The following is a 19,284-nucleotide window of genomic DNA, read 5'->3' as shown; positions in this document are numbered from 1 at the left end:
TAGTTATGAAGCCAGTTTTTATTTTTTCTCAATATAGCGCAGTGGGAAAGCATTTTCTTCTGGAGCAAAGCGCATGCCCTCGATTTCTCCCTTGCGGTAAACGGAAACAACGGATTGGTAAGTCAGAGGGATATAGATAGCTTCATCATGGAGCATGGTGAGAACTTTCTTGTAGCCTTCATCAACTTTTGCCTCATCTGGTTCGACCAGAGTTGCCTTGATAATTTTATCAATTTCTGGCTTAGATGGCAGAGCTTCTAGGGAAACATTTTCTGGGTGACCGTGGTCAGCTGGTGAAGTCAGGGCAGTCATCCAAGCATGCGGATCCCAAGGTGCTCCCCAAGAGAAAGTCAGCATCAAATCAAAGTCGCCCGTCTTAATATTTTCCCAGTAGTCATCTTCTTCCATAGCTTTGAGCTGAACATCGATTCCGATTTTCTTCCATTCGCCTTGGAAGTACTCAACCAAGTCCTTGTCTGTCGCCTTAGAAGAGATATAAGGAACATTCAGGCTTAATTTCTTGCCATCTTTTTCGCGGATACCGTCAGAACCTTTCTTCCAGCCTGCTTGATCCAGCATCTTTTCAGCCTGCTTGATGTCGTAGTCATAGGGAGTCAGATTGGCATCAGAGTGAGGTGTAGACTTAGAGAAGATGGTATCAGCTGGTGTTTCTGTTCCGCGGAAAATGTCTTTCGCGATAGACTTCTTATCAACCGCATGGTTCATAGCCTGACGGACAGTCTTGTCTTTGAAAATTTCCTGCTTGGCATTCAAGAGCATAAGGCGGCTGGACATTGGCTGAGATACGTCTGTCGTGTACTTGTCATCCTTGGCATACTTAGCAAAGTTATCCAAACCGATAACGCCATTTCCATAGATCAAGTCAACATTGCCAGACTCAAACTCAAGAGCACGAGTTTGTGGATCTGGAATAATCTTGACCGTTACTTCTTTCAGTTTAGGCTTTTCACCCCAGTAATTTTCGTTACGGGTAAAGGTAATGTACTCGTTTTGCTTCTTGTCTTTGACAACCCATTGACCGGTTCCGATTGGCTTTTTGAGATTGTCCTTGGTCGTGTCGTCTCCATCAGGGAAGGCAGCATCAGCTATAAATCGGATTGGACGAATCATTGATAAATCATAGAGAGTTGCACTGTAGGCTTGTTTGAGCTTAATCTCAAAGGTATGCTCATCTACAACTCGATAGCTTTCCAACTGGTTGGTAAAGTCAAACCAAGTATGGTTTTTCTTATTTTCCTCTGAAAAGACGGTATCGAAATTCCGTTTGACATTTTCTGCGTTAAAGTCAGAGTCGTCTGAGAATTTTGCCTTTCTCAGCTTGAAGGTATAGGTTTTACCATCTTCGCTGATATCCCAACTTTCAGCCAAGGCTGGCTCGATTTTACCATTGTCACCGTAGCGGACTAGGCCTTCATAGACCATATCCTGAATGACAAATTGGTCTGGATTATAGCGGTGAGGATTGACATCCCCAAAGTCTTCGCCCCAGACCATGGTGAGTTTGTCTTTCTCATTGGCTTGTTTGGAAGAGTTTGAGTTTTGCTGGCAGGCTACCAGGAATAAAGGCAGCAAGAGGACAACTAATAAAAATAATTTTTTTCTCATTTTTATTGAATCACTTTCTTGTATTCATATTTTTTTATGATTGCAGTCCCAAGAGATAAGGGGATGCAGTTTATGTTTTTTTGATGATCAATTCATGCGGTTGTACTTGCTGTTCAGAGCGTCTCCAAACTTGGTAAAGAGGAGAATGGTCAAAATCAGCAAGATACAAGGGAAGACCACAATCCAAGGGGCTTCCTGAATGTAGATCCGTCCGTCATTTATCATGGCTCCCCACTCAGGCGACGGTGCCTGAGCTCCCAATCCAACAAAGCTGAGACCAGCGATTTCCATGATAATGGTGCTGATGTCAAAGCTCATGGTCGTCAGAATCTGAGGGAAAAGACTGGGGAAATAATAGTTTTTCAGAGTCGTCCAAAAACTATTGCCATACATTTTAGAGGACTGGATATAGGGTTCATTTTTCAGCTGTAGGGTCATGGAGCGCATCAGGTAGGCATACTTGGTCCAGGCCGTTAGGCAGATAGCGATGAGGGTCTGCTGGAGACCGATGCCCAAGATACTGACGATGGCAATGACCAAAATGATAGATGGGAAAGACTGAAAAGCCGTGATAAGCAGCAAGATGAACTGGTCGAATTTCCCGCCAATGAAGGCGCTGGTCACGCCTATAAAGGTGCCTACCGCCGCAATTAGCATCAGAATCATCAGGGCTGGCAGAACTGTTTCCGCACCCCCGCTCACTGCACGCGCAAAGACAGACCGTCCCAGGGCGTCTGTTCCGAACCACTCACTACTGCTCGGTCCTTGCAAGGCTTGTCCCAGATTGACCTTGGTCAAACTGTCACCCAAGAGACGAGGAGCCAAGGAGGAGAGGATCAAGGCCAGGACGATGAGACCGCCCAAGACCAGAAGTTTTCGATTGATTTTCTTATCCATACGAACCCTCCTTGCTTGCTTTTAATTTCTTCGTGCGCGGCAGCAGTTTGGGATTTTCCTGAGCCAGTCGGACGCGAGGATTGAGCCAAACCGTGAGCAGCTGAAAGACTAGATTTACAGTCAAGACCCCAGCTGTAATAAAGAGGACCGCCCCCTGAATGAGGGGATAATCCCGCTTGGCGACGACTCCTATCAGCATCTTACCGATGCCAGGCCAGGAAAAGAGATGCTCAATAATAGCCACGCCGCCTAGGAGCGAACCCAGAGAGAGGCTGACTAGGGTCAGGAGAAAGGGCAGAACATTGTAAATCACATCGTGCAACAGGATATGTCCCTCTCGAATCCCCCGACCACGCGCACCTTCGACTTCTGGCGAATGCAACACTTCAATCAAAGCGGTTCGCAGCTGCGGAATATAGCGAGTGGACATGATCATGGCCAGTGTTATGACTGGTAAGACCAAGCCCAGCTCATTGGCCGTTGCCTGAATGGGAAACCAGTGCAGCTGAACAGAAAAGATCAGAATCAGGATAATCCCCATAACAAAGCTAGGAATGGCATTCAGAAAGGCCAGACCTGCCATCAGGAAGCGATCAACCGGCTTTCCAGCATGGTAGGATGTGTAGAGAGCTGTTGGCAGGGAAATTCCCAGAGTTGCTAGCAGGGTATAAAAAGCTAGGTAGACTGTATTGGGAAAATAGAAAACCAGCTGCTCCCAGACCGAAGCTCCGGAATTATAGGTCACACCAAAGTCGCCATGGACAATCCTGCCCAGCCAGGCCAGATATTGCTCCATAAAGCTGCCATTCAGGCCCATTTCCGCCCGCTTGATTTCCAGCAGTTCCTTGGTAAAAGGAATTCCCTGAGCGTTGAGAATGCTCTCAGCCGGATCTCCCGGTGCTAGATAAACCAGTAAAAAGGAGATAAAGCTGACACAGAGCAGGATGAGGACGAATTGCAGAATCGTTTTGATAATAAATTTAATCATGCGCCTCCCTTTCAGATGTCTGGTAGCTTTCAGGCTTCTTGCTAGCTACGGCCAACAGCACTTCGCCTTGGTGGACGACCAAGGTCGCTTTCTGGTAGAGGACCAGACCGTCTTCCTTAGCAGTCACCTTTTCTAAAATATTGCCATAAATATCACAGATTTCGCCGATGACCTGACCAGCCTGTACTGTTTGATTGGGCCGGACAAAGCACATCCAGCAGCCCGACCTCTGACAGGTCAGATAGTAACTGTCGTCAAAGATCAGCGGCGCCTGCTTATAATAGGGCATAACCCCTTCAAAAAGATAGCGGGCGACTTGTTTGACCGACTCTTTCATGGCCAGCACATCCTCTGGCAGACAGGTGCCGTTTTCTCCCCGCTCCAGCAGGATGCTAGGCAAACCATAGTCCACCGAGGCAGCGTGATAAAGATTGCCGCGGTCCTGAGATTGATAGATAATCGGTGTCCCAGAAGCCTGCAGCATCTGATAGGACTTTTCGACCACCTCTGGATTCGCCCGCAGAGAGTAGTAACCATGCGGTGTCAGCAGTTCTTCCCGATTGCCACTGTGCAGGTCAATCAGGAAGTCACTGACACTAAAGACCTGGCTCTCAATCACAGACCGAATCTGATAGCTGAGGCTGGAAACTGGCTCTTGGTCCTGAAAAATCCTGTTCAGATTGAGACCGTCCTCAGGTACAAGCGTCGTCTCCCGAGCCCAGAAACCGCTGACATTGACTGCATGCAGGAGGAGGACAGAGCCCTGAAAGTTAAAGTCCCATTCATGCGCCAAGTCCATCAGCGCTTTAACCCCGACATACTCACAGCCATGGACTGCAGCACTGATGGTCAGCAAGGGCTGGGAGGCCTGTCCTTTGAGCAGAGTGTACTGGATAGCCAGCTCATCCGTGATGGGCAGACTTCCTTGATAGCTGCTGCATGGAGCCATAGAGTCTAGTTGTTGCTTAATCCTCATCTTTATCCTCCCTGTACTGACTGAGCAAGAGCTTGGTATAGTCACTCTTGGGAGCAGAGACGACCTCTCGCATGCTGCCCTTCTCCTGCACGATTCCGTCCTTGAGGACGACCAAATCTTCCGCAAAATTGCTGACCAGAGCGATGTCATGAGAGATGAAGAGAAAGGAGGTCTGCGAGCGCTCCTTGATGTCTGCCAGCAGCTGCATGACTTCATACTGAACGGTCACATCCAGAGCACTGGTGATTTCATCGCAGATGAGCACATCGGGATTAATCAGCAAGGCACGGGCAATAGCTGCCCGCTGACATTCTCCTCCACTCAGCTGGTGTGGCAGCCTCTGAGCAAGCTCAGGTGTCAGACCAACCGATCTCAGCAAGTCATGGATGACTTGCTTCCTATCAGACGGCTGCTGATAGAGAGAGAAGTTACGACAGACCTCTTCTAGACTCTGCTGAATGCTGCGCTTGGGATGAAAGGTTGACTGGGGTTGCTGGGCAATGTACTGGACCCGAGCATAGTAGTCTCTATCCTTGTAGGCAGAGACTGGCTGGCCCAGTAGGGTCAGCTCCCCTTGGTCCGGCTTTAAAAAGCGGCAGATGAGTTTGGCAATGGTGCTCTTACCAGAGCCAGATTCACCGACCAGACCCAAAGCCTGTCCCTTTTCCAAGCTAATGTCAATTTCAAAGACACCGATTCTCCGCTCGCCTATCTGACTGTACTCGTAGGTCAACTGGCGACCGACTAATACTTGATTCATAGCTGCTCCCCTTCTCTAAACTCTGCCAGCTTGGGTACGGCCTTCAACAATTTCTGGGTATAGACCTGCTCAGGATGGCGAAGAACTTGATGGGCTGGACCACTTTCGACAATCTGCCCTTCTTTCATGACAACTACTTTTTGCGCTAGATGCTCAGCTACGCTGATATCATGTGTGACAAAGAGAATGGCCATTTTTTCCTCCTGATGAAGCTTGCTCAAGAGATCAAGCAGCTTCATTTTCGACAGGACATCCAGAGCGCTAGTCGGCTCATCAGCCAGCAATAGTTTGGGCCTGCTGGCTAGAGCTAGCGCTACACCGACCAGCTGCATCATACCGCCACTGAGCTCGAAAGGATACTTATTGACGACTTTTTCAGGCAGCAGTCCCACCATCTCTAGACATTCCTCCAAGGGACGGAGATTTGCTGCTTGCTGGCCCTGATTTTTCACCAAGTCCTGATAATGCTTTTTGATCTTACGACGGTTATTGAAGCTGAGACTGGCATGCTGACTAATCCAGGCCACTTCTCGGCCTACAAAAGGCAGATAAATGCGATGGTCCTGGGGATGAATTTCCTGCCCCTCAAAGGTAATACTGCCCTCTGTCACTGTCAGCCCCCTAAGAGGGAGGCCCAGCAGCATCTTGAGCAGGGTAGACTTGCCACTGCCACTCTCGCCCACAATCGAAAGGGACTCCCCCTCAGCAAGAGAGAGGGAGACCCGATCGAGAATGACTTTATCTGCTGACTGCACCAGCAGATCTTTCATTTCCAGCATGTTTTATTCCTTTGATAGTTTGTTGCTGACGTGATAGTAATCTGTCGGATGGGATTCCAAACCAGAGACGGACTTGTCCATCACCAGAGCGACCTTGAAGAAGCCGATAATAGTAAAGCCGTAGTCCTTATCCATGATTTCTTGGATTTCCTTGCTGAGCTGATTGCGCTTAGCTGGATCAGTTTCAGTCGCTAGCTCTTCGATTTTCTTATCCGCTTCTGGATTGCTGTAGTGACCGATATTGGCTGTACCATTGGTCTTAACAGCACTGTTGAAGAAGGCATACGGATCACCAATCGGAGCTGCTACCACCGCGTAAGGTGTGAAGGCATAATCCTTTTCACTGGCAACGGCACTGACTTCAACTTTCTTAATAGTCGCTTCGATTCCGACTTCCTTGAGCTGTTGTTGGCTTGCTTCTACAGCCAGCGGCATTTCAGGCAGACGGGTGAAGGACAGCAGCTCAATGCTGACTTTTTGGCCGTCTTTTTCACGATAACCATCGCCGTCAGTATCCTTGTAGCCAGCTTCATCCAAGAGTTTCTTAGCCTTGTCTACGTTAAATTCATGGACACTCTTTTGCAGGGCAAAGGCAAAGCTAGTAGGGAAAGGTCCAACAGCTGGCACAGCTGAGCCTTTAAAGAGGGATTCAGAGTAGGTCTTCTTGTCTACCAAGGTATCTAAAGCCTGACGGAACTTGTCATCTGCTACGTAAGGATTTTCAAAGTTATAGTAGTATGCTAGGTAGCGGGAACCTTCTACTTCAGAAATTTTGTAGTTCTTATCGGAAGCATAGGTACTTAGATTTGCATAAGGCAGACCATAGACAGCATCCACTTCCTTAGACTTGAGGGCTGCAGAAATAGCTGTCGGATCAGAGAAGTATTTAATCTTCAGATTAGCAACTTTTGGCTTGCCATCCCAGTAGTCGTCATAAGCCTTGAGCTCTGCTCCGCTCTCAGGAGTGTACTTGGTCACCATGTAAGGTCCAGTTCCGACAGGAGCCTTATCAGATGCGCTCTTGCCAGTCGTATCCACAATAGCGGAGTATGGCTCTGCCAAGAGATTAGCCATGATCGGCTGCACAGCCTTTGTCTTGATAGTCACGGTTTGACCCTCTGCAGAAATGCTGTCAATGCCCATATCTGATGCTGCCCGCTCGCTTGTCTTAATCAAGCGTTCCAGAGAAGCTTTGACCTTTTCACCGGTCATTTTTTCACCATTTTGGAAGGTCACCTTATCCTTGAGGGTAATTTTCCACTCTAGGTCTGAGACTGCTTCGATTTTCTCAGCCAGCCAAGGTTTTACCTCAAGTTTGTCGTCCATCTTAAAGAGGGTTTCTCCCACTCCGTAACGAACCGTGAACCAGCCATTGTATTCCGCTGCTGGATCTACATTTGCTGGAAATTGAGTGTAGCCAATGGTTACAGTCTTACTGCCACTATCGCCAGTAGGCTCACTGGTTTTACTAGGGTTTACACAGGAAGCTAGGGCTAGGCCTGCCAAGGCTAGAGCCATAATTTTTTTAAAATGTTTCATAAAATAATCAAATTCCTTTTCTATTTTGTAAACTACTTTAAGACGGTCTGTCCTAGTCAAATCTAAATAGACTTTGGCTCTCTGTCTAAGGTGGTTCAATGTCCTGAAGATGAGAGATCAAACGAGTGAAAAACAAGTGATTGCTCATTCTCTTTCCTCCTTGGGGATTTGTTTGTCTTAGTCTTTTCCTTCCAGATAACTTCGAGCATCTTCGACAAAGGCAGTTGGCAGAGCCAGGTCAGCCTGCAGCTCATCACGATAAGCTCGGATGACTTCTTCCTCTCGGCCAGAGACAACCTTTTCTGTCCAGTCTGGGTCTAGGAGCAGGGCCTTGCCGAGGGCAAAGAGCGGAATCCCCGCATCCAATACTCGCTGGGCATCCTGCTTGGTCTCTATCTGACCGACACCAATCAGGGGCACTCTACCATTAATTTTTCTGATAATTTTCTGAATCACTGGTTCCGAATCCTGAGAATCTCTGATAGACGAGCGCCAGACATCAGAGGTCGAAATATGCAGATAGTCCACCTGATGATAGATGAGCTGCTCCAGCAACTGCAGGGTGTCATAAAGCTGGATACCTGGCTCTTCAATCTCTTCTGGAGAAAAGCGGTAGCCAATCAGGAAGGGGCGGTCGGCCTCTTCTTTGACTAGTTGCTTGGCTCTTTTCAGCAAGGTCTTTGGAAAGCGCAGGCGGTTGTTAAGACTGCCGCCCCACTTGTCCTGACGGACATTTGAATGAGGAGAGACAAACTGTTGGATCAGGTAGGTATTGGCTCCATGAAGCTCAACTCCGTCAAAGCCAGCCTGAATCGCCCGTCTGATAGCTGACAGAAAATCCTCTATCACCTGCTCCACTTCAGAATTCTTGAGCGCCCTCGGCTCTGCCAGATAGTCGCGCGGAGCCTTAACAGCGCTGGGTGCTACTGGCTGACCGTCAATCAAATCAGGCAGAACCATGCGACCGCCATGATAAAGCTGCACAATAGCTAAAGCCCCTTGGTCCTTGATGGCCTTGGCCAGACGACTAAGCCCCTCAATCTTATCGTCCTCGGCGCCGCTGAAGCTCTCAGCAAAGGACTTGCCCAGAGGATGGACATAGGTACTGCCAGTAATGACCATGCCAACCGACCTAGACCGGCGGGCAAAAAAGTCAATATCTGCCTGAGATACATAGCCACCCGGCTCACTCGCGCAGATGGTCATAGGAGCCAAGACAACGCGATTGCGCATGGTCTGACCATTTTTAAAAGTAAATTTATCCTGAATCTGTGTATTCATCTAGTCACCTCTTTCCCAAGATAAATCATGTTGTTTGTTTTAAATAATAAGCCCTTAGAGTAAGGTCGCCTGCCAAGTCTGGTCCCGCTCTTCCAAGAGCAGCACTCGTCCTTGGGGGACATCAATGTTCCAAAAGACAGCCTCTCCATCAACCAAATGCTGGTAAATCAAGCGAAGGACTCCCAAATGAGCCACTAAAGCGATTGACTCATCAGTCCTATCTAGCAGGCGGTCTGTTGCTGCCCAGACTCTGGTCTGAAAGTCTGAGAAAACTTCTGCCTCAGGAGGCGTGACCTCAAAGGGGGCTTCCAGCCAAGCTTGCCAGACTTCTGGAAAAGCCGCTTCAATCTCATCAGCTGTCAAGCCTTCCCATTGCCCAAAGCCTCGCTCGTCAAAATCAGCTATGGCCTGGACTTGCCAGTCTGGAAAAGCTAACTGGGCTGTTTCTTGCGTCCGCTTGAGACTACTGGTGTAAATCACATCAACCGCATGCTTCTGCATCAGCAGCGCCAGCTGCTTGGCATCTTTTTGGCCTTGCTCGTTGATAGAGACATCATGGCTGCCGTAGAAACAGCGCCTGCGGTTGTAGTCTGTCTGACCATGCCGCATCAGATACCATCTTTTCATCCTAGCACCACCAATCCTAAGAGATAGAGGAGCTGGGCAATTTCGACATAGGCTCCCAGCGTATCGCCTGTGTGGCCGTCAATTTTATTATAAACGAAACGGCGATAGCCGATTGCTCCCAAAAATACTAAGCCATAAGCCAAGAGACCTCTCCAGCTGAAAACCAGCAAAGACAGGAGCAAGGGGAGAAGCTGGGCAAGCAGGATATGACTCGTCTTACTGCCACTGAAGAAATTCCCCGAACCACCACCTTCTCTGGCATAGGTCATCCGGTAGAGCTGTAGACTCAGACCAGCCTTGCCAATCATGGTCAGACTAGCCACGATAAACCAGCGAGGCTCTGGCAAATAAGTATAGAGAACCAGCATCAGAGCATAGTAGAGAATGAGTGCCAGTACGCCATTGCTGCCAATCCGGCTGTCCTTCATAATCTCCAGCATCCGCTCCTTCTTCCGAGAGGAGAAGAGACCGTCTGCCGTATCCGCTAAAGCATCCAAGTGAAAACCACCTGTCAGCAGAACATCGAAAGCAAGGGTCAGAACCCAAGCGACCATTCCAGGCAGAACTAGACTCATCAGGAAATAAAATCCACCTGAAATCAAACCCAGCAAGAGGCCAAAGAGGGTCAGAAAAGGAAGTCCCCGTCGCAGATAGGAAATATCCACTGCCTTTGGAATCACAATTCGGCTAAAAAATTGAGTATAGATAATCAATGCCTTTATCATTTCAACTGCTGAGCGAGGCCGCAGATGACTAGATAAGCCTCACTCGCCTCCTTTGCAATCAGTTGGTTGATCTTCCCCTGCACATCACGGAAGAAGCGCCCTAGTCTGGTCTCTGGGACAATGCCCAGTCCAACCTCGTCCGTTACAATCCAGCACTCAGCATTTGTCTGACGGATTGTAGATAGGAGCTCTTGCCATTCTTCTTCCAAGAGTTGTAGCAGGAAAGACTGCTCCTGCCGACTGAGAAAGTGCTCTTCCGTCAGTTCCAGCTTGTCTGGAAAATGCTGGGCAATCAAATCAAAGAGGCGATTGCTGGTCAAAAGCGTAGCACAATCCAGCAGATAAACTGGATGCGACTGCTCTCGTAGCCAGTCGGCCAGCCCAGCATACTGCTCCTGAGTCGTCCAGGAAGCCGGCCGCCGTTCTTGGTGCAGCCGAATCCGCTCCTGCCATTCTGGATCTTCTCCTCGGGGCAGGCCAGTCGCAATATAGCAAACTCGCTCTCGGTCCGCCAACTGCTCCTCCGCAAATGCCGACTTGCCGCTTCTGGCTCCGCCTGTTACTAACACAATCTTAGCCATTTGCTTCTTCTTTCATTGCTTGAAATGCCCGCTCAAAGGCTGCCAAGGTCTGGTCTAGATCCGCTCTAGTATGGGCACTGGACATAAAGTTGGTTTCATACTGAGATGGCGCCAGATAAATTCCCTGCTCCAGCAAGAGACCGTGCAATCGTGCAAACTGTACATGGTCAGCCGCCTTAGAATCCTCAAAGTTGCGGACTGGCTTCTGGCTGAAGAAGAAGCCAAACATGGTCCCCTTGGATACGACTTGCAGATCAATACTGTACTTGTCTGCTAGATTTCGCAAGCCATCACAGAGGTAGCTCGTTTTCTCTTCAATCTCAGCAAAGAGTTCAGGTGTTAGCTGTTTCAGAGTTTCATAACCGGCCGTCATAGCGACTGGATTGCCTGATAGGGTACCAGCCTGGTAGATGCTGCCTAGAGGCGCTACCTGATCCATATAGATGGCCTTGCCGCCAAAGGCTGCGACTGGGAAGCCGCCACCGATAACCTTGCCCAAGCAGACCAGATCCGGCTCTGTCTGATAGAGGCCAACTGCCCCCTGATAATGAGCTCGGAAACCACTCATGACCTCATCAACGATGAAAAGAGAGCCGTATTCCTGAGTGAGGGAGCGAATAGTACTGATAAAGTCCGCATCCGCTGGAATCAAGCCCATATTGCCAGCAACTGCTTCTAAAATGACACAGGCGATATCGTCACCGTGCTTTTCGAAGCAAGTCTTGAGAGCATCTGTATCATTGTAAGGTAAGGCCAGAGTTTCCCCAGCTACCTGAGCAATGACTCCGGCAGAATCAGCAATCCCAAAGCTGGCCAAGCCTGAACCAGCCTGAACCAAAAAGGAATCGCTGTGACCGTGATAGCAGCCGATAAATTTGACAATTTTAGAGCGCTTGGTCACCCCACGCGCTACCCGAATGGCGCTCATGGTCGCTTCCGTTCCTGAATTGACCATCCGCATTCTTTCCATGAAAGGCAGACGCTCCTGCACCAGCTGGCCGAGAGCAATCTCTCTCGGACTCGGAGCACCAAAACTGGTCCCCTCCCAAATAGCTTCCTCAACTGCTGGCAACACATCCTTAGGAGCATGCCCCAAAATCATAGGTCCCCAAGACAGGACGTAGTCAATATAGCGGTTGCCATCGACATCATGCAGATAGGCTCCGCTGGCTTTTTCGATAAAAAGCGGATGGCCGCCCACAGCCTTAAAAGCCCTAACAGGACTGTTGACCCCGCCTGGAAAGAGCTGTTGAGCCTCTGTGAAATATTGGTTGGAATGTTCTCTCTTCAAGTTCGTCCTCCTTATCTAGAAAACTGCTGATTTTCCGCAGTCTCTATCCTTCTTTCAGATAACCGGCCGCATCCTTGGCAAAATAAGTGATAATCAAGTCTGCTCCAGCCCGCTTCATACTGGTCAAGGTTTCCATGACAATGGCTTTTTCATTGATCCAGCCCTGCTGGGCTGCTGCCTTGACCATAGCGTATTCTCCACTGACATTATAGGTCACCAGAGGCAGCTGGGTTTCCTGGCGCAGCTCTCTGAGGATATCCAGAAAGGCCAGAGCCGGCTTAACCATGAGAAAGTCTGCTCCCTGCTCCTCATCGCTCTTGGCTTCTCTTAGGGCCTCCAAGCGATTGGCGGGGTCCATCTGATAGGTCTTGCGGTCGCCAAAGGCCGGAGCACTCTCACCTGCATCTCGGAAAGGTCCATAAAAGCTAGAGGCAAACTTAATCGCATAGGACATGATGGGAATGTCTTCAAAGCCCGCCTCATCAAGTCCCTGACGGATAGCCGCCACAAAACCGTCCATGGCATTGGAAGGAGCAATGACATCTGCTCCAGCCCTGGCTTGGCTGACAGCAACTTCTGTCAGTCTAGTCAGAGACAGATCATTGTCCACTTCCTCCCCTCGCAAAATACCGCAATGGCCGTGACTGGTAAACTCACAGAGACAGGTGTCTGCAATGACGACCGTCTCAGGGAAATGCTTCTTGATTAGACGGATAGCTTCTTGGACAATGCCATTTTCAGCTGAAGCCTGACTGCCTCTTTCGTCCTTTTCTGACGGAATGCCAAAGACGATAAAAGCCCGAATGCCAAAGTCCACACATTCCTGAACTTCTGGCAGCAAATCCTCGATGGAGAACTGATAAACTCCAGGCATGGAGGCAACTTCTTGCTTTTCAGTCAAGCCTTCCTTGACAAACAAGGGTTGGATAAAATCATCCACAGACAGCTTGGTTTCTCGAACCAGCTGCCGTAGACCGCTGCTTCTCCTCAGTCTGCGATGTCTATAAAATTCCATGCTTCTTCTCTTCTTTCTTGATTATTTCCTTGACCATTTCCTCAACAGAAGGACTCTGGGGCTGGTAGTCTACCCCATAGCCGGACTCCTTGACTGCCTGAGCCGTTGTCTGACCAATCACTGCAATCTGATGGCTAGATGCTAGATGGGGCTTAATAGCACAAAAACTCTGCCAAGCCGATGGACTGGCAAAGGTCCAAATCACATTCTCCTGGGACAGATAGGTCTCGAGCCGGTCCTGACCAGCAGGATTTGAGGTCGTTTCGTACATAGGCCAAGCCCAGACATCATGACCTGCTTCTTTTAATTTCTCAGCCAAACTGGGATTGGACAAGCTACTCTGGGGCAGCAAGATCTTCTGCGTCGGCAGAGCCAAATCCAGCCACTCTTGAATAAAGTCAAGACCATAGTGGCTGCTGGCCTGAAAATCACAGGCTCGGCCTAGCTTGTCCAGCGCCTGACTGGTCTGCGGCCCAATGGTCGCAATCTGGTAGTCCGCTTTCAGATAGGGACTGAAAGCCTCTACTGCGACAGCACTGGTAAAAAAGACCCAGTCGGCTTCTGGAAGAACTGCTTGGACAGCTTCTGGCAAGGGCAGAGACTGGCAGCGGATGAGAGGAACATGATGCGTCTCAAATCCAGCCTGTCTGATCTTTTCTAGCCAGGCAGAGTCCGGCGCCTGCTCCCTGGTAAAGATTATTTTTTTAACCATGGCATTCCTACTGCTCCCTTATCGGCTAACTGGCGCACAGCCTGCTCTGCCAATTCCTGACCATCCTGCCCTTGAAGGCTGACAAAGACACATTGGCCGTCCTCCTTGGCCAGCATGGCCTCTAGCTGATAGTCCTGACCGTTTTTCTGGGCAAAAGCAGCGATAGGGAAGGTGCAGTCTGCATTCATCTGAGCCAAAACTGCCCTCTCAACTGCCACTTCAGCTGCTGTCTTCTCATCCTGAACAGCCGCCAAGAGACTCCGCAGTTCCTCATCCTCTTCCCGGCATTCCACTGCCAAAGCGCCCTGAGAAATAGCTGGCAGACAAAGACTGGTCTCTAACGGCTGAATGTGAAGACGGCTTTGGTCCAGCCAGCCCAAGCGTTTAAGTCCGGCCATAGCCAAGACAATCGCGTCGTACTCGCCTTCTTCCAGCTTCTTGATGCGTGTATCAATGTTGCCTCGAAGTGGTTTAAAAGCCAAATCCGGTCTCTGAGCCTGCAGCTGAACCTGCCGGCGAATGCTGCTGGTTCCTATAAGAGCGCCCTCAGGAAGATTAGCCAGCGTCTGGCCAGCTTGACGGAAAATCAAGCAATCTCGAACATCTTCTCGCTGGCTAATCGCACCGAGTGCACAGCCCTCAGCTAGCTTAGCCGGCATGTCCTTGAGACTGTGAACCGCCATATCAATCTCACCAGCTAAGAGAGCTCGCTCAATTTCCTTGACAAAGACTCCCTTGCCGCCAATTTCCTGGAGGCTGACATGGATCAAGCGATCTCCTTTTGTGGTATAGGGAACGAGGACAAAATCCCGCTCTGGATGGATCGCCTTGAGCTGGTCCACTAACTGCTGGGTCTGGGTCATAGCCAGCTTACTCTTGCGGGTTCCTACCTTAATGACCTTCATCTTTTCCCCTTTCTCTGTGCAAGCCAAATATCTTGGCAATCAAGGCAATGTCATAGTCTGAATGCTCTCCGACTGACAGCTCTTTGAGCTGCAAGATTGGCTCCTTCAAGACTTGGTTGATAATACTCTTCATGTGCTTGGAAATCTGCTTCTGCTCCCGCTCGGTCAAATCCGGAAACTTACGATTAAGGCTTTCCATGGCCGAAGCTTGAGCTTCCAAAGCCTTATCCCTGATTTCCTGAATCAGAGGAATAATGCCCAGTTGCTGACGCCAGTCAGCAAACTTGACCAGCTCCTCATCAATCTCCAAAGCAATCCGACCGGCAATCTCCTGCCGTTCCGCTTTGTATTGCTCCAGTTGATTGGTCAGATTTTCGATATTATAGAGCTTCAGAGATGAGCCTGGATGGCAGGAACGAGGCAGACAGAGGTCAAACACGACCGCATCCGCCTTAAGCATGGAGGGAAAGATAATGTATTCTTCCGTTTTAACAGCTGAAAAGACCACATCCGCATCCGCCAGCACTGCCTCCAACTCATCCCAGCCATGGGCAGATACCCTGTCCTCTGTCAGAAAAGGCTGGGCCTTGCTGACCGTCCGATTGAGCAGCATGACTGATTCGAATGGCCGCTGCAGAGCATACTTAGTCACCAACTGACCAATCTCTCCCAGACCGATAACAGCTACCTTTTTAGTGCTGTAATCCAGCACCAGTCGGTCCAATTCTTGGATGGCGGTCAGACCGATAGAAATGGGCCGGTCATTGATTCGATAAGTATCATGCATGCGCTTGGCAAAGGTCAGCGCCTGCTTGAAAGCCTGATTGAGGACAATTCCAGTCGTACCAGCATCTTGCGCTGTCAGGAAAGCCTGCTTGAGCTGGCCCAAGACCTGACTTTCACCGACAATCTTGGATTCCAATCCGATAGAGACCCGCAGCAGATGCCGCAAGGCCTCATCCCCCTCACGAAAGACTAAATACTCTTCCAGCTCCTTGACAGGAATCTGAAACCAGTCCGCCAAAAAATGCTTGGAATAGTAGCGGCCAGTGTGCAGCTGGTCCACCACCAGATAGAGCTCGGTCCGATTGCAGGTGGACAGGATGATATTTTCCAAGATACTTTTTTCTCTTTTCAGGAGCTTCAGAGCTTTCAGCCCCTCCTGATCTGAAAAATGTGCTTTTTCCAAAATTGACAGCGGCGTTTCCCGATGGGTCAAGCCCACATATAATAGGTGCATGCTTCTTTCCTTCTTTTAAAGTTGGTCTAAAATCGCTTCTATCTTCTTGCGAATCTCCTTGGAACGGCTAGGCGAAAGACCGTTGGTCGAGATCATGACAGATACGTCCTTCTTTCTCGCAATGGCTACATTGTAGAAGTCAGAAAAGGTCTTGTCGCCCGTATTGTTTACCAGCTGACTGGGTGCAGCATCCTCCATAATCTGACGGTTAACTTCCGCCTGATCTGTACAGGCAAAGACCAGTTTCGCGCCTTCCAAATCACCTGTCTGGTAGGGTCTAGCTAGCCATTGGACCTCAGCCTGAGGAATGTCAGCATGCAGAGTCGGACTGACCACCGTCACAGCAGCCTGCTCAGCCAGCAGAGTCTTAATCTTCCGCGCAGCGACCTTGCCGCCTCCCACTACCACGACTTTCTTCTCTCTGATATTAATCATGACTGGATACATGCTAGCTTCTCCTATTTCTTTTCCCGAAAGATTTTTGCGCTGCGTTTGTAGACCGTATCTGGCTCCTCGAGCCGGTCATTGACCAATCGAGCCAGCACAAAAAAGTAATCCGACAGACGGTTGATGTAGATCAAGCCTACCTCATTGACCGCTTCTTCTGCCTCTATAACAGCTACCATACGGCGCTCCAGGCGTCTGGTCATAGTGCGAGCCACATGCAGAAGACTCGCAATCCGATGGCCGCCCGGAATGATAAAGCGGTCGATTTTCGGAGGGATGTGCATATACTCATCCATCCGCTCCTCCAGCCAGCTGACATTGGCTGGCTCTTGCTTGTAGGGGCGCAGTTCCCTCGGTGTAGCCAAGTCGCTGCCGCAGTCAAATAGATGCTGCTGGATTTCCTCGCATTCCAGACGCAGGTCATCCAAGATAGGATAGTCACGCATCTCAGATACGACATAGCCAAGATGAGAGCATAGCTCATCCATCGTTCCATAAGCTTCGACCCGAATATGGGTCTTGGATACTCGGTCCCCACCGTAGAGCCGTGTAAAGCCCTTGTCTCCGTATTTCGTATAAATTCTCATTTTTCTTCTCTGTTGATGATTTGATAAATCTGCTCCATATCCAAAGACTGGCGCAGGACGTCTGCCAACTTATCATACTCTCTATCTTTAAAGTCTTTGATACTGACAAGCTGGTCCTCTAGCGGCTCTAAGCCCTTAGCCAGACGAAGTTCATTCAGGTACTGACGAGTCCATTCTAGATTGTCAAAGACCCCATGAAGGTAGGTTCCTTGCACCTGACCGCCATAACCCACTGCTCCATCCAGACGCTCGGTCGCCTCACCATTTTGCTCCTTGATGATGGAGAATGGCTCAAGCCTATCCGCCAGCTGGGTTTCCCCCATGTGAATCTCGTAGCCCTCTAGTTCTTGTCCCTCATGCAGGGCTCTAACCTGAGTCGTCCGCTTGACCGGCTGAAGCACCGTCTCTGTCTCTAAAATTCCCAGACCCCTAGTCTCTTCTAAGTCAGACTCAAGGTGCAGCGGATCGCTAATCTTCTGCCCCAGCAGCTGATAGCCGCCACAGATACCAAAGATTCGCACGCCCTGCTCCAGACACTCGAGAATCTCGGCTTCAAGACCAGACTCTCGAAGGTAGTTCATGTCTTCGATGGTGTTTTTGCTGCCCGGCAGAATCAAGAGGTCCGGTCGACCAATCGCATCACCAGGCTGGACATAGCGGACAGAAACATCCGGCTGGATTTCTAAACTGTGGAAATCCGTAAAGTTGGACAGGCGCTTGAGGCTTACAACTGCAATATCCAGACTCTTTCTGCTATCAAAGCGCCGGCTTTTCTGTACCAGTGCGACACTGTCTTCGCTGTCAATATCCAGCTGGGCATAAGGCACGACCCCGATAACCGGCACCTGAGTCAGCTCCTCAATCATGTCAATACCAGACTGCAGCAAGGCCACATCGCCACGGAATTTATTGATAATAACCCCCTTGATCCGCTTGCGATCCTCAGGCGGCATGAGCTCAATCGTTCCATAGATAGAGGCAAAAACGCCTCCCTTATCAATATCAGCCACTAAAATCACTGGTGCATCGACCAACTTAGCCATGCCCATATTGACAATATCGCGGTCATTGAGATTGATTTCAGCTGGGCTGCCTGCGCCCTCAATGACGATAATATCATTTTCAGCACCTAACTCCTCATAGACTTCCTTAATCTTAGGCAGGAGCTGCTGCTTGTATTCATGGTATTCGACGGCATCCATATCCCGCAGTACCCGACCTAGAAAAACGACCTGAGACTTGCGGTCAGACGTGGGCTTGAGCAGGACTGGATTCATGCGGACATCCGGCTCTTTGCCAGCTGCCTCAGCCTGAACGACCTGAGCCCGGCCCATTTCATCTCCTTTTTTGGTGATAAAGGAATTAAGCGCCATATTCTGCGACTTAAAAGGCACCACTTCTAGGCCATCCTGCTTGAAAATCCGGCAGAGCCCTGCCGCAATAATGCTCTTCCCAGCATCTGAGGCAGTTCCCTGTACCATCAATGATTTGACCATTTTACATTTCCTCCTAGCTGCTCAAAGAAAGCAGCTTCATTTTCTGCCAGTGGCGTCTGAATAGTCTGATGAAGCTTGACAATCCAAGGCACAGCCAAGCCCGCCTCTACTAGCAGATCTCCCTGCTGGAAGAAATCATACTTGCTGCCCTCCGCGATCAAATGCCCTTTCTGCAGCAGGTAGGCATAGTCGCAGCAGTCATACATCAGATCCATGTCATGGCTGGATACGATGATGTTTGTCCCAGCCTGAACCAGCTTTTTCATGGTCTCGGCCATCTGATCCCGCCCTTTGGGATCCAACCCTGCCGTAGGCTCATCCAGCAGCAGATACTTGGGCTGCAGGGCTAGCATGCCGGCAATAGCCACCCGCTTTTTCTGGCCGTAGCTCAGATACTGCAAGGGTCTGTCCTGCAGATGGGAAATGTCCATTATCTCTAAAGCCATCGCTACTCTGCTGGTTATCTCGTCTTCTTCATAGCCTAAGTTTTCCAAGGCCATGCCAATATCGTCCTTCACAATGGTATAAAAGAGCTGCTGCTCTGGATTCTGAAAGACCATATTGACATGCTGCCGATACTGGAACAAGGCCTTCTTAGAGTCGCCTACAGGCTGACCATCATATAAAACACTGCCCTTCTGCGGTTGGAGCAGTCGGGTGATGATTTTCATGATGGTAGACTTACCTGAACCGTTGACTCCCAGAATGCCAGTAATCCGGCCCTCTTCGAAGTCCATAGAAATATCGTGCAGCGTTGGATTTTCGTCATACGAAAAAGAAATATTCTTTACTTGTAACATCTATGTTTCCTA

The 19,284-nt window shown here is 49.6% G+C and carries 20 protein-coding genes; all 20 read right to left on the bottom strand.

Annotation, left to right across the window (positions count from 1 at the left end; all coding sequences use genetic code 11):
* Positions 1-18: 18 nt before the first annotated feature.
* The 20 genes from nikA to K1I94_RS09645 all read right to left on the bottom strand — a co-directional run bounded on the left by nikA (position 19) and on the right by K1I94_RS09645 (position 19,272).
* Complete coding sequence (gene nikA, locus K1I94_RS09740; protein WP_223315196.1) at positions 19-1,626, bottom strand: nickel ABC transporter substrate-binding protein; 1,608 nt, start codon at positions 1,624-1,626, stop codon at positions 19-21.
* Positions 1,627-1,713: 87 nt separating this feature from the next.
* Positions 1,714-2,523, bottom strand: a complete 810-nt coding sequence (locus tag K1I94_RS09735; protein WP_223315195.1) for an ABC transporter permease — start codon at positions 2,521-2,523, stop codon at positions 1,714-1,716.
* Positions 2,516-3,511, bottom strand: coding sequence for an ABC transporter permease (locus K1I94_RS09730; protein ID WP_002902484.1), 996 nt, complete (start codon positions 3,509-3,511; stop codon positions 2,516-2,518). The genes K1I94_RS09735 and K1I94_RS09730 overlap by 8 nt, the downstream gene beginning before the upstream one ends.
* Positions 3,504-4,487, bottom strand: coding sequence for a M14 family metallopeptidase (locus tag K1I94_RS09725; RefSeq protein ID WP_223315194.1), 984 nt, complete (start codon positions 4,485-4,487; stop codon positions 3,504-3,506). Before K1I94_RS09725 ends, K1I94_RS09730 begins: the two co-directional genes overlap by 8 nt.
* Entirely contained in the window at positions 4,477-5,247 is a 771-nt protein-coding gene (locus K1I94_RS09720; RefSeq protein ID WP_223315193.1) for an ABC transporter ATP-binding protein, read from the bottom strand. The genes K1I94_RS09725 and K1I94_RS09720 overlap by 11 nt, the downstream gene beginning before the upstream one ends.
* Positions 5,244-6,026, bottom strand: a complete 783-nt coding sequence (locus K1I94_RS09715) for an ATP-binding cassette domain-containing protein (RefSeq protein WP_223315192.1) — start codon at positions 6,024-6,026, stop codon at positions 5,244-5,246. Before K1I94_RS09715 ends, K1I94_RS09720 begins: the two co-directional genes overlap by 4 nt.
* A gap of 3 nt (positions 6,027-6,029) precedes the next feature.
* Positions 6,030-7,625, bottom strand: coding sequence for an ABC transporter substrate-binding protein (locus tag K1I94_RS09710; protein WP_223315246.1), 1,596 nt, complete (start codon positions 7,623-7,625; stop codon positions 6,030-6,032).
* Between the two features lie 117 nt (positions 7,626-7,742).
* A complete protein-coding gene (locus K1I94_RS09705) occupies positions 7,743-8,846 on the bottom strand; it encodes an NADH-dependent flavin oxidoreductase (protein WP_223315191.1) in 1,104 nt (367 codons plus the stop codon).
* Positions 8,847-8,900: 54 nt separating this feature from the next.
* Positions 8,901-9,473 carry a histidine phosphatase family protein gene (locus K1I94_RS09700; RefSeq protein ID WP_223315190.1) on the bottom strand — a complete coding sequence of 191 codons (573 nt, stop codon included), beginning with the start codon at positions 9,471-9,473 and terminating at the stop codon, positions 8,901-8,903.
* On the bottom strand, positions 9,470-10,198 hold the full coding sequence (cobS, locus tag K1I94_RS09695; protein WP_223315189.1) for an adenosylcobinamide-GDP ribazoletransferase: 729 nt from the start codon (positions 10,196-10,198) through the stop codon (positions 9,470-9,472). Before cobS ends, K1I94_RS09700 begins: the two co-directional genes overlap by 4 nt.
* The gene (gene cobU, locus K1I94_RS09690; RefSeq protein ID WP_125377389.1) at positions 10,195-10,779 is read right to left on the bottom strand and encodes a bifunctional adenosylcobinamide kinase/adenosylcobinamide-phosphate guanylyltransferase; all 585 of its coding nucleotides are present in this window, start codon (positions 10,777-10,779) and stop codon (positions 10,195-10,197) included. The genes cobS and cobU overlap by 4 nt, the downstream gene beginning before the upstream one ends.
* A complete protein-coding gene (hemL, locus tag K1I94_RS09685) occupies positions 10,772-12,070 on the bottom strand; it encodes a glutamate-1-semialdehyde 2,1-aminomutase (RefSeq protein WP_223315188.1) in 1,299 nt (432 codons plus the stop codon). Before hemL ends, cobU begins: the two co-directional genes overlap by 8 nt.
* A 43-nt stretch (positions 12,071-12,113) precedes the next feature.
* Positions 12,114-13,085 carry a porphobilinogen synthase gene (gene hemB / locus K1I94_RS09680; protein WP_223315187.1) on the bottom strand — a complete coding sequence of 324 codons (972 nt, stop codon included), beginning with the start codon at positions 13,083-13,085 and terminating at the stop codon, positions 12,114-12,116.
* A complete protein-coding gene (locus K1I94_RS09675; RefSeq protein ID WP_223315186.1) occupies positions 13,072-13,797 on the bottom strand; it encodes a uroporphyrinogen-III synthase in 726 nt (241 codons plus the stop codon). The genes hemB and K1I94_RS09675 overlap by 14 nt, the downstream gene beginning before the upstream one ends.
* Positions 13,782-14,702, bottom strand: coding sequence for a hydroxymethylbilane synthase (gene hemC, locus K1I94_RS09670; RefSeq protein WP_223315185.1), 921 nt, complete (start codon positions 14,700-14,702; stop codon positions 13,782-13,784). Before hemC ends, K1I94_RS09675 begins: the two co-directional genes overlap by 16 nt.
* Positions 14,689-15,942, bottom strand: coding sequence for a glutamyl-tRNA reductase (gene hemA / locus K1I94_RS09665; RefSeq protein WP_223315184.1), 1,254 nt, complete (start codon positions 15,940-15,942; stop codon positions 14,689-14,691). Before hemA ends, hemC begins: the two co-directional genes overlap by 14 nt.
* A 15-nt stretch (positions 15,943-15,957) precedes the next feature.
* Complete coding sequence (locus K1I94_RS09660; RefSeq protein ID WP_002903866.1) at positions 15,958-16,389, bottom strand: precorrin-2 dehydrogenase/sirohydrochlorin ferrochelatase family protein; 432 nt, start codon at positions 16,387-16,389, stop codon at positions 15,958-15,960.
* Positions 16,390-16,400: 11 nt separating this feature from the next.
* Positions 16,401-16,976: a cob(I)yrinic acid a,c-diamide adenosyltransferase gene (locus K1I94_RS09655; RefSeq protein WP_002919585.1), complete on the bottom strand. Its 576-nt coding sequence runs from the start codon at positions 16,974-16,976 to the stop codon at positions 16,401-16,403.
* On the bottom strand, positions 16,973-18,472 hold the full coding sequence (locus K1I94_RS09650) for a cobyric acid synthase (protein WP_223315183.1): 1,500 nt from the start codon (positions 18,470-18,472) through the stop codon (positions 16,973-16,975). Before K1I94_RS09650 ends, K1I94_RS09655 begins: the two co-directional genes overlap by 4 nt.
* Positions 18,457-19,272, bottom strand: coding sequence for an energy-coupling factor ABC transporter ATP-binding protein (locus K1I94_RS09645; protein ID WP_223315182.1), 816 nt, complete (start codon positions 19,270-19,272; stop codon positions 18,457-18,459). Before K1I94_RS09645 ends, K1I94_RS09650 begins: the two co-directional genes overlap by 16 nt.
* Positions 19,273-19,284 lie beyond the last annotated feature (12 nt).

Source organism: Streptococcus sanguinis (assembly GCF_019929145.1).
GTDB classification, from domain to species: Bacteria; Bacillota; Bacilli; order Lactobacillales; family Streptococcaceae; genus Streptococcus; species Streptococcus sanguinis_U.
Note: the sequence above shows the minus strand (reverse complement) of the source record. Positions and strands in the feature narration are given on the sequence as shown.

Excerpts from the sequence above, each read along its gene's own strand:
- K1I94_RS09730 (WP_002902484.1), bottom strand. The coding sequence starts at position 3,511 with ATGATTAAATTTATTATCAAAACGATTCTGCAATTCGTCCTCATCCTG.
- hemC (WP_223315185.1), bottom strand. The coding sequence starts at position 14,702 with ATGAAGGTCATTAAGGTAGGAACCCGCAAGAGTAAGCTGGCTATGACC.
- K1I94_RS09720 (WP_223315193.1), bottom strand. The coding sequence starts at position 5,247 with ATGAATCAAGTATTAGTCGGTCGCCAGTTGACCTACGAGTACAGTCAG.
- K1I94_RS09725 (WP_223315194.1), bottom strand. The coding sequence starts at position 4,487 with ATGAGGATTAAGCAACAACTAGACTCTATGGCTCCATGCAGCAGCTAT.
- K1I94_RS09645 (WP_223315182.1), bottom strand. The coding sequence starts at position 19,272 with ATGTTACAAGTAAAGAATATTTCTTTTTCGTATGACGAAAATCCAACG.
- nikA (WP_223315196.1), bottom strand. The coding sequence starts at position 1,626 with ATGAGAAAAAAATTATTTTTATTAGTTGTCCTCTTGCTGCCTTTATTC.
- cobU (WP_125377389.1), bottom strand. The coding sequence starts at position 10,779 with ATGGCTAAGATTGTGTTAGTAACAGGCGGAGCCAGAAGCGGCAAGTCG.
- K1I94_RS09705 (WP_223315191.1), bottom strand. The coding sequence starts at position 8,846 with ATGAATACACAGATTCAGGATAAATTTACTTTTAAAAATGGTCAGACC.
- K1I94_RS09650 (WP_223315183.1), bottom strand. The coding sequence starts at position 18,472 with ATGGTCAAATCATTGATGGTACAGGGAACTGCCTCAGATGCTGGGAAG.
- K1I94_RS09735 (WP_223315195.1), bottom strand. The coding sequence starts at position 2,523 with ATGGATAAGAAAATCAATCGAAAACTTCTGGTCTTGGGCGGTCTCATC.
- hemA (WP_223315184.1), bottom strand. The coding sequence starts at position 15,942 with ATGCACCTATTATATGTGGGCTTGACCCATCGGGAAACGCCGCTGTCA.
- K1I94_RS09675 (WP_223315186.1), bottom strand. The coding sequence starts at position 13,797 with ATGGTTAAAAAAATAATCTTTACCAGGGAGCAGGCGCCGGACTCTGCC.
- K1I94_RS09655 (WP_002919585.1), bottom strand. The coding sequence starts at position 16,976 with ATGAGAATTTATACGAAATACGGAGACAAGGGCTTTACACGGCTCTAC.
- cobS (WP_223315189.1), bottom strand. The coding sequence starts at position 10,198 with ATGATAAAGGCATTGATTATCTATACTCAATTTTTTAGCCGAATTGTG.
- K1I94_RS09715 (WP_223315192.1), bottom strand. The coding sequence starts at position 6,026 with ATGCTGGAAATGAAAGATCTGCTGGTGCAGTCAGCAGATAAAGTCATT.
- K1I94_RS09700 (WP_223315190.1), bottom strand. The coding sequence starts at position 9,473 with ATGAAAAGATGGTATCTGATGCGGCATGGTCAGACAGACTACAACCGC.
- K1I94_RS09660 (WP_002903866.1), bottom strand. The coding sequence starts at position 16,389 with ATGTATCCAGTCATGATTAATATCAGAGAGAAGAAAGTCGTGGTAGTG.
- hemB (WP_223315187.1), bottom strand. The coding sequence starts at position 13,085 with ATGGAATTTTATAGACATCGCAGACTGAGGAGAAGCAGCGGTCTACGG.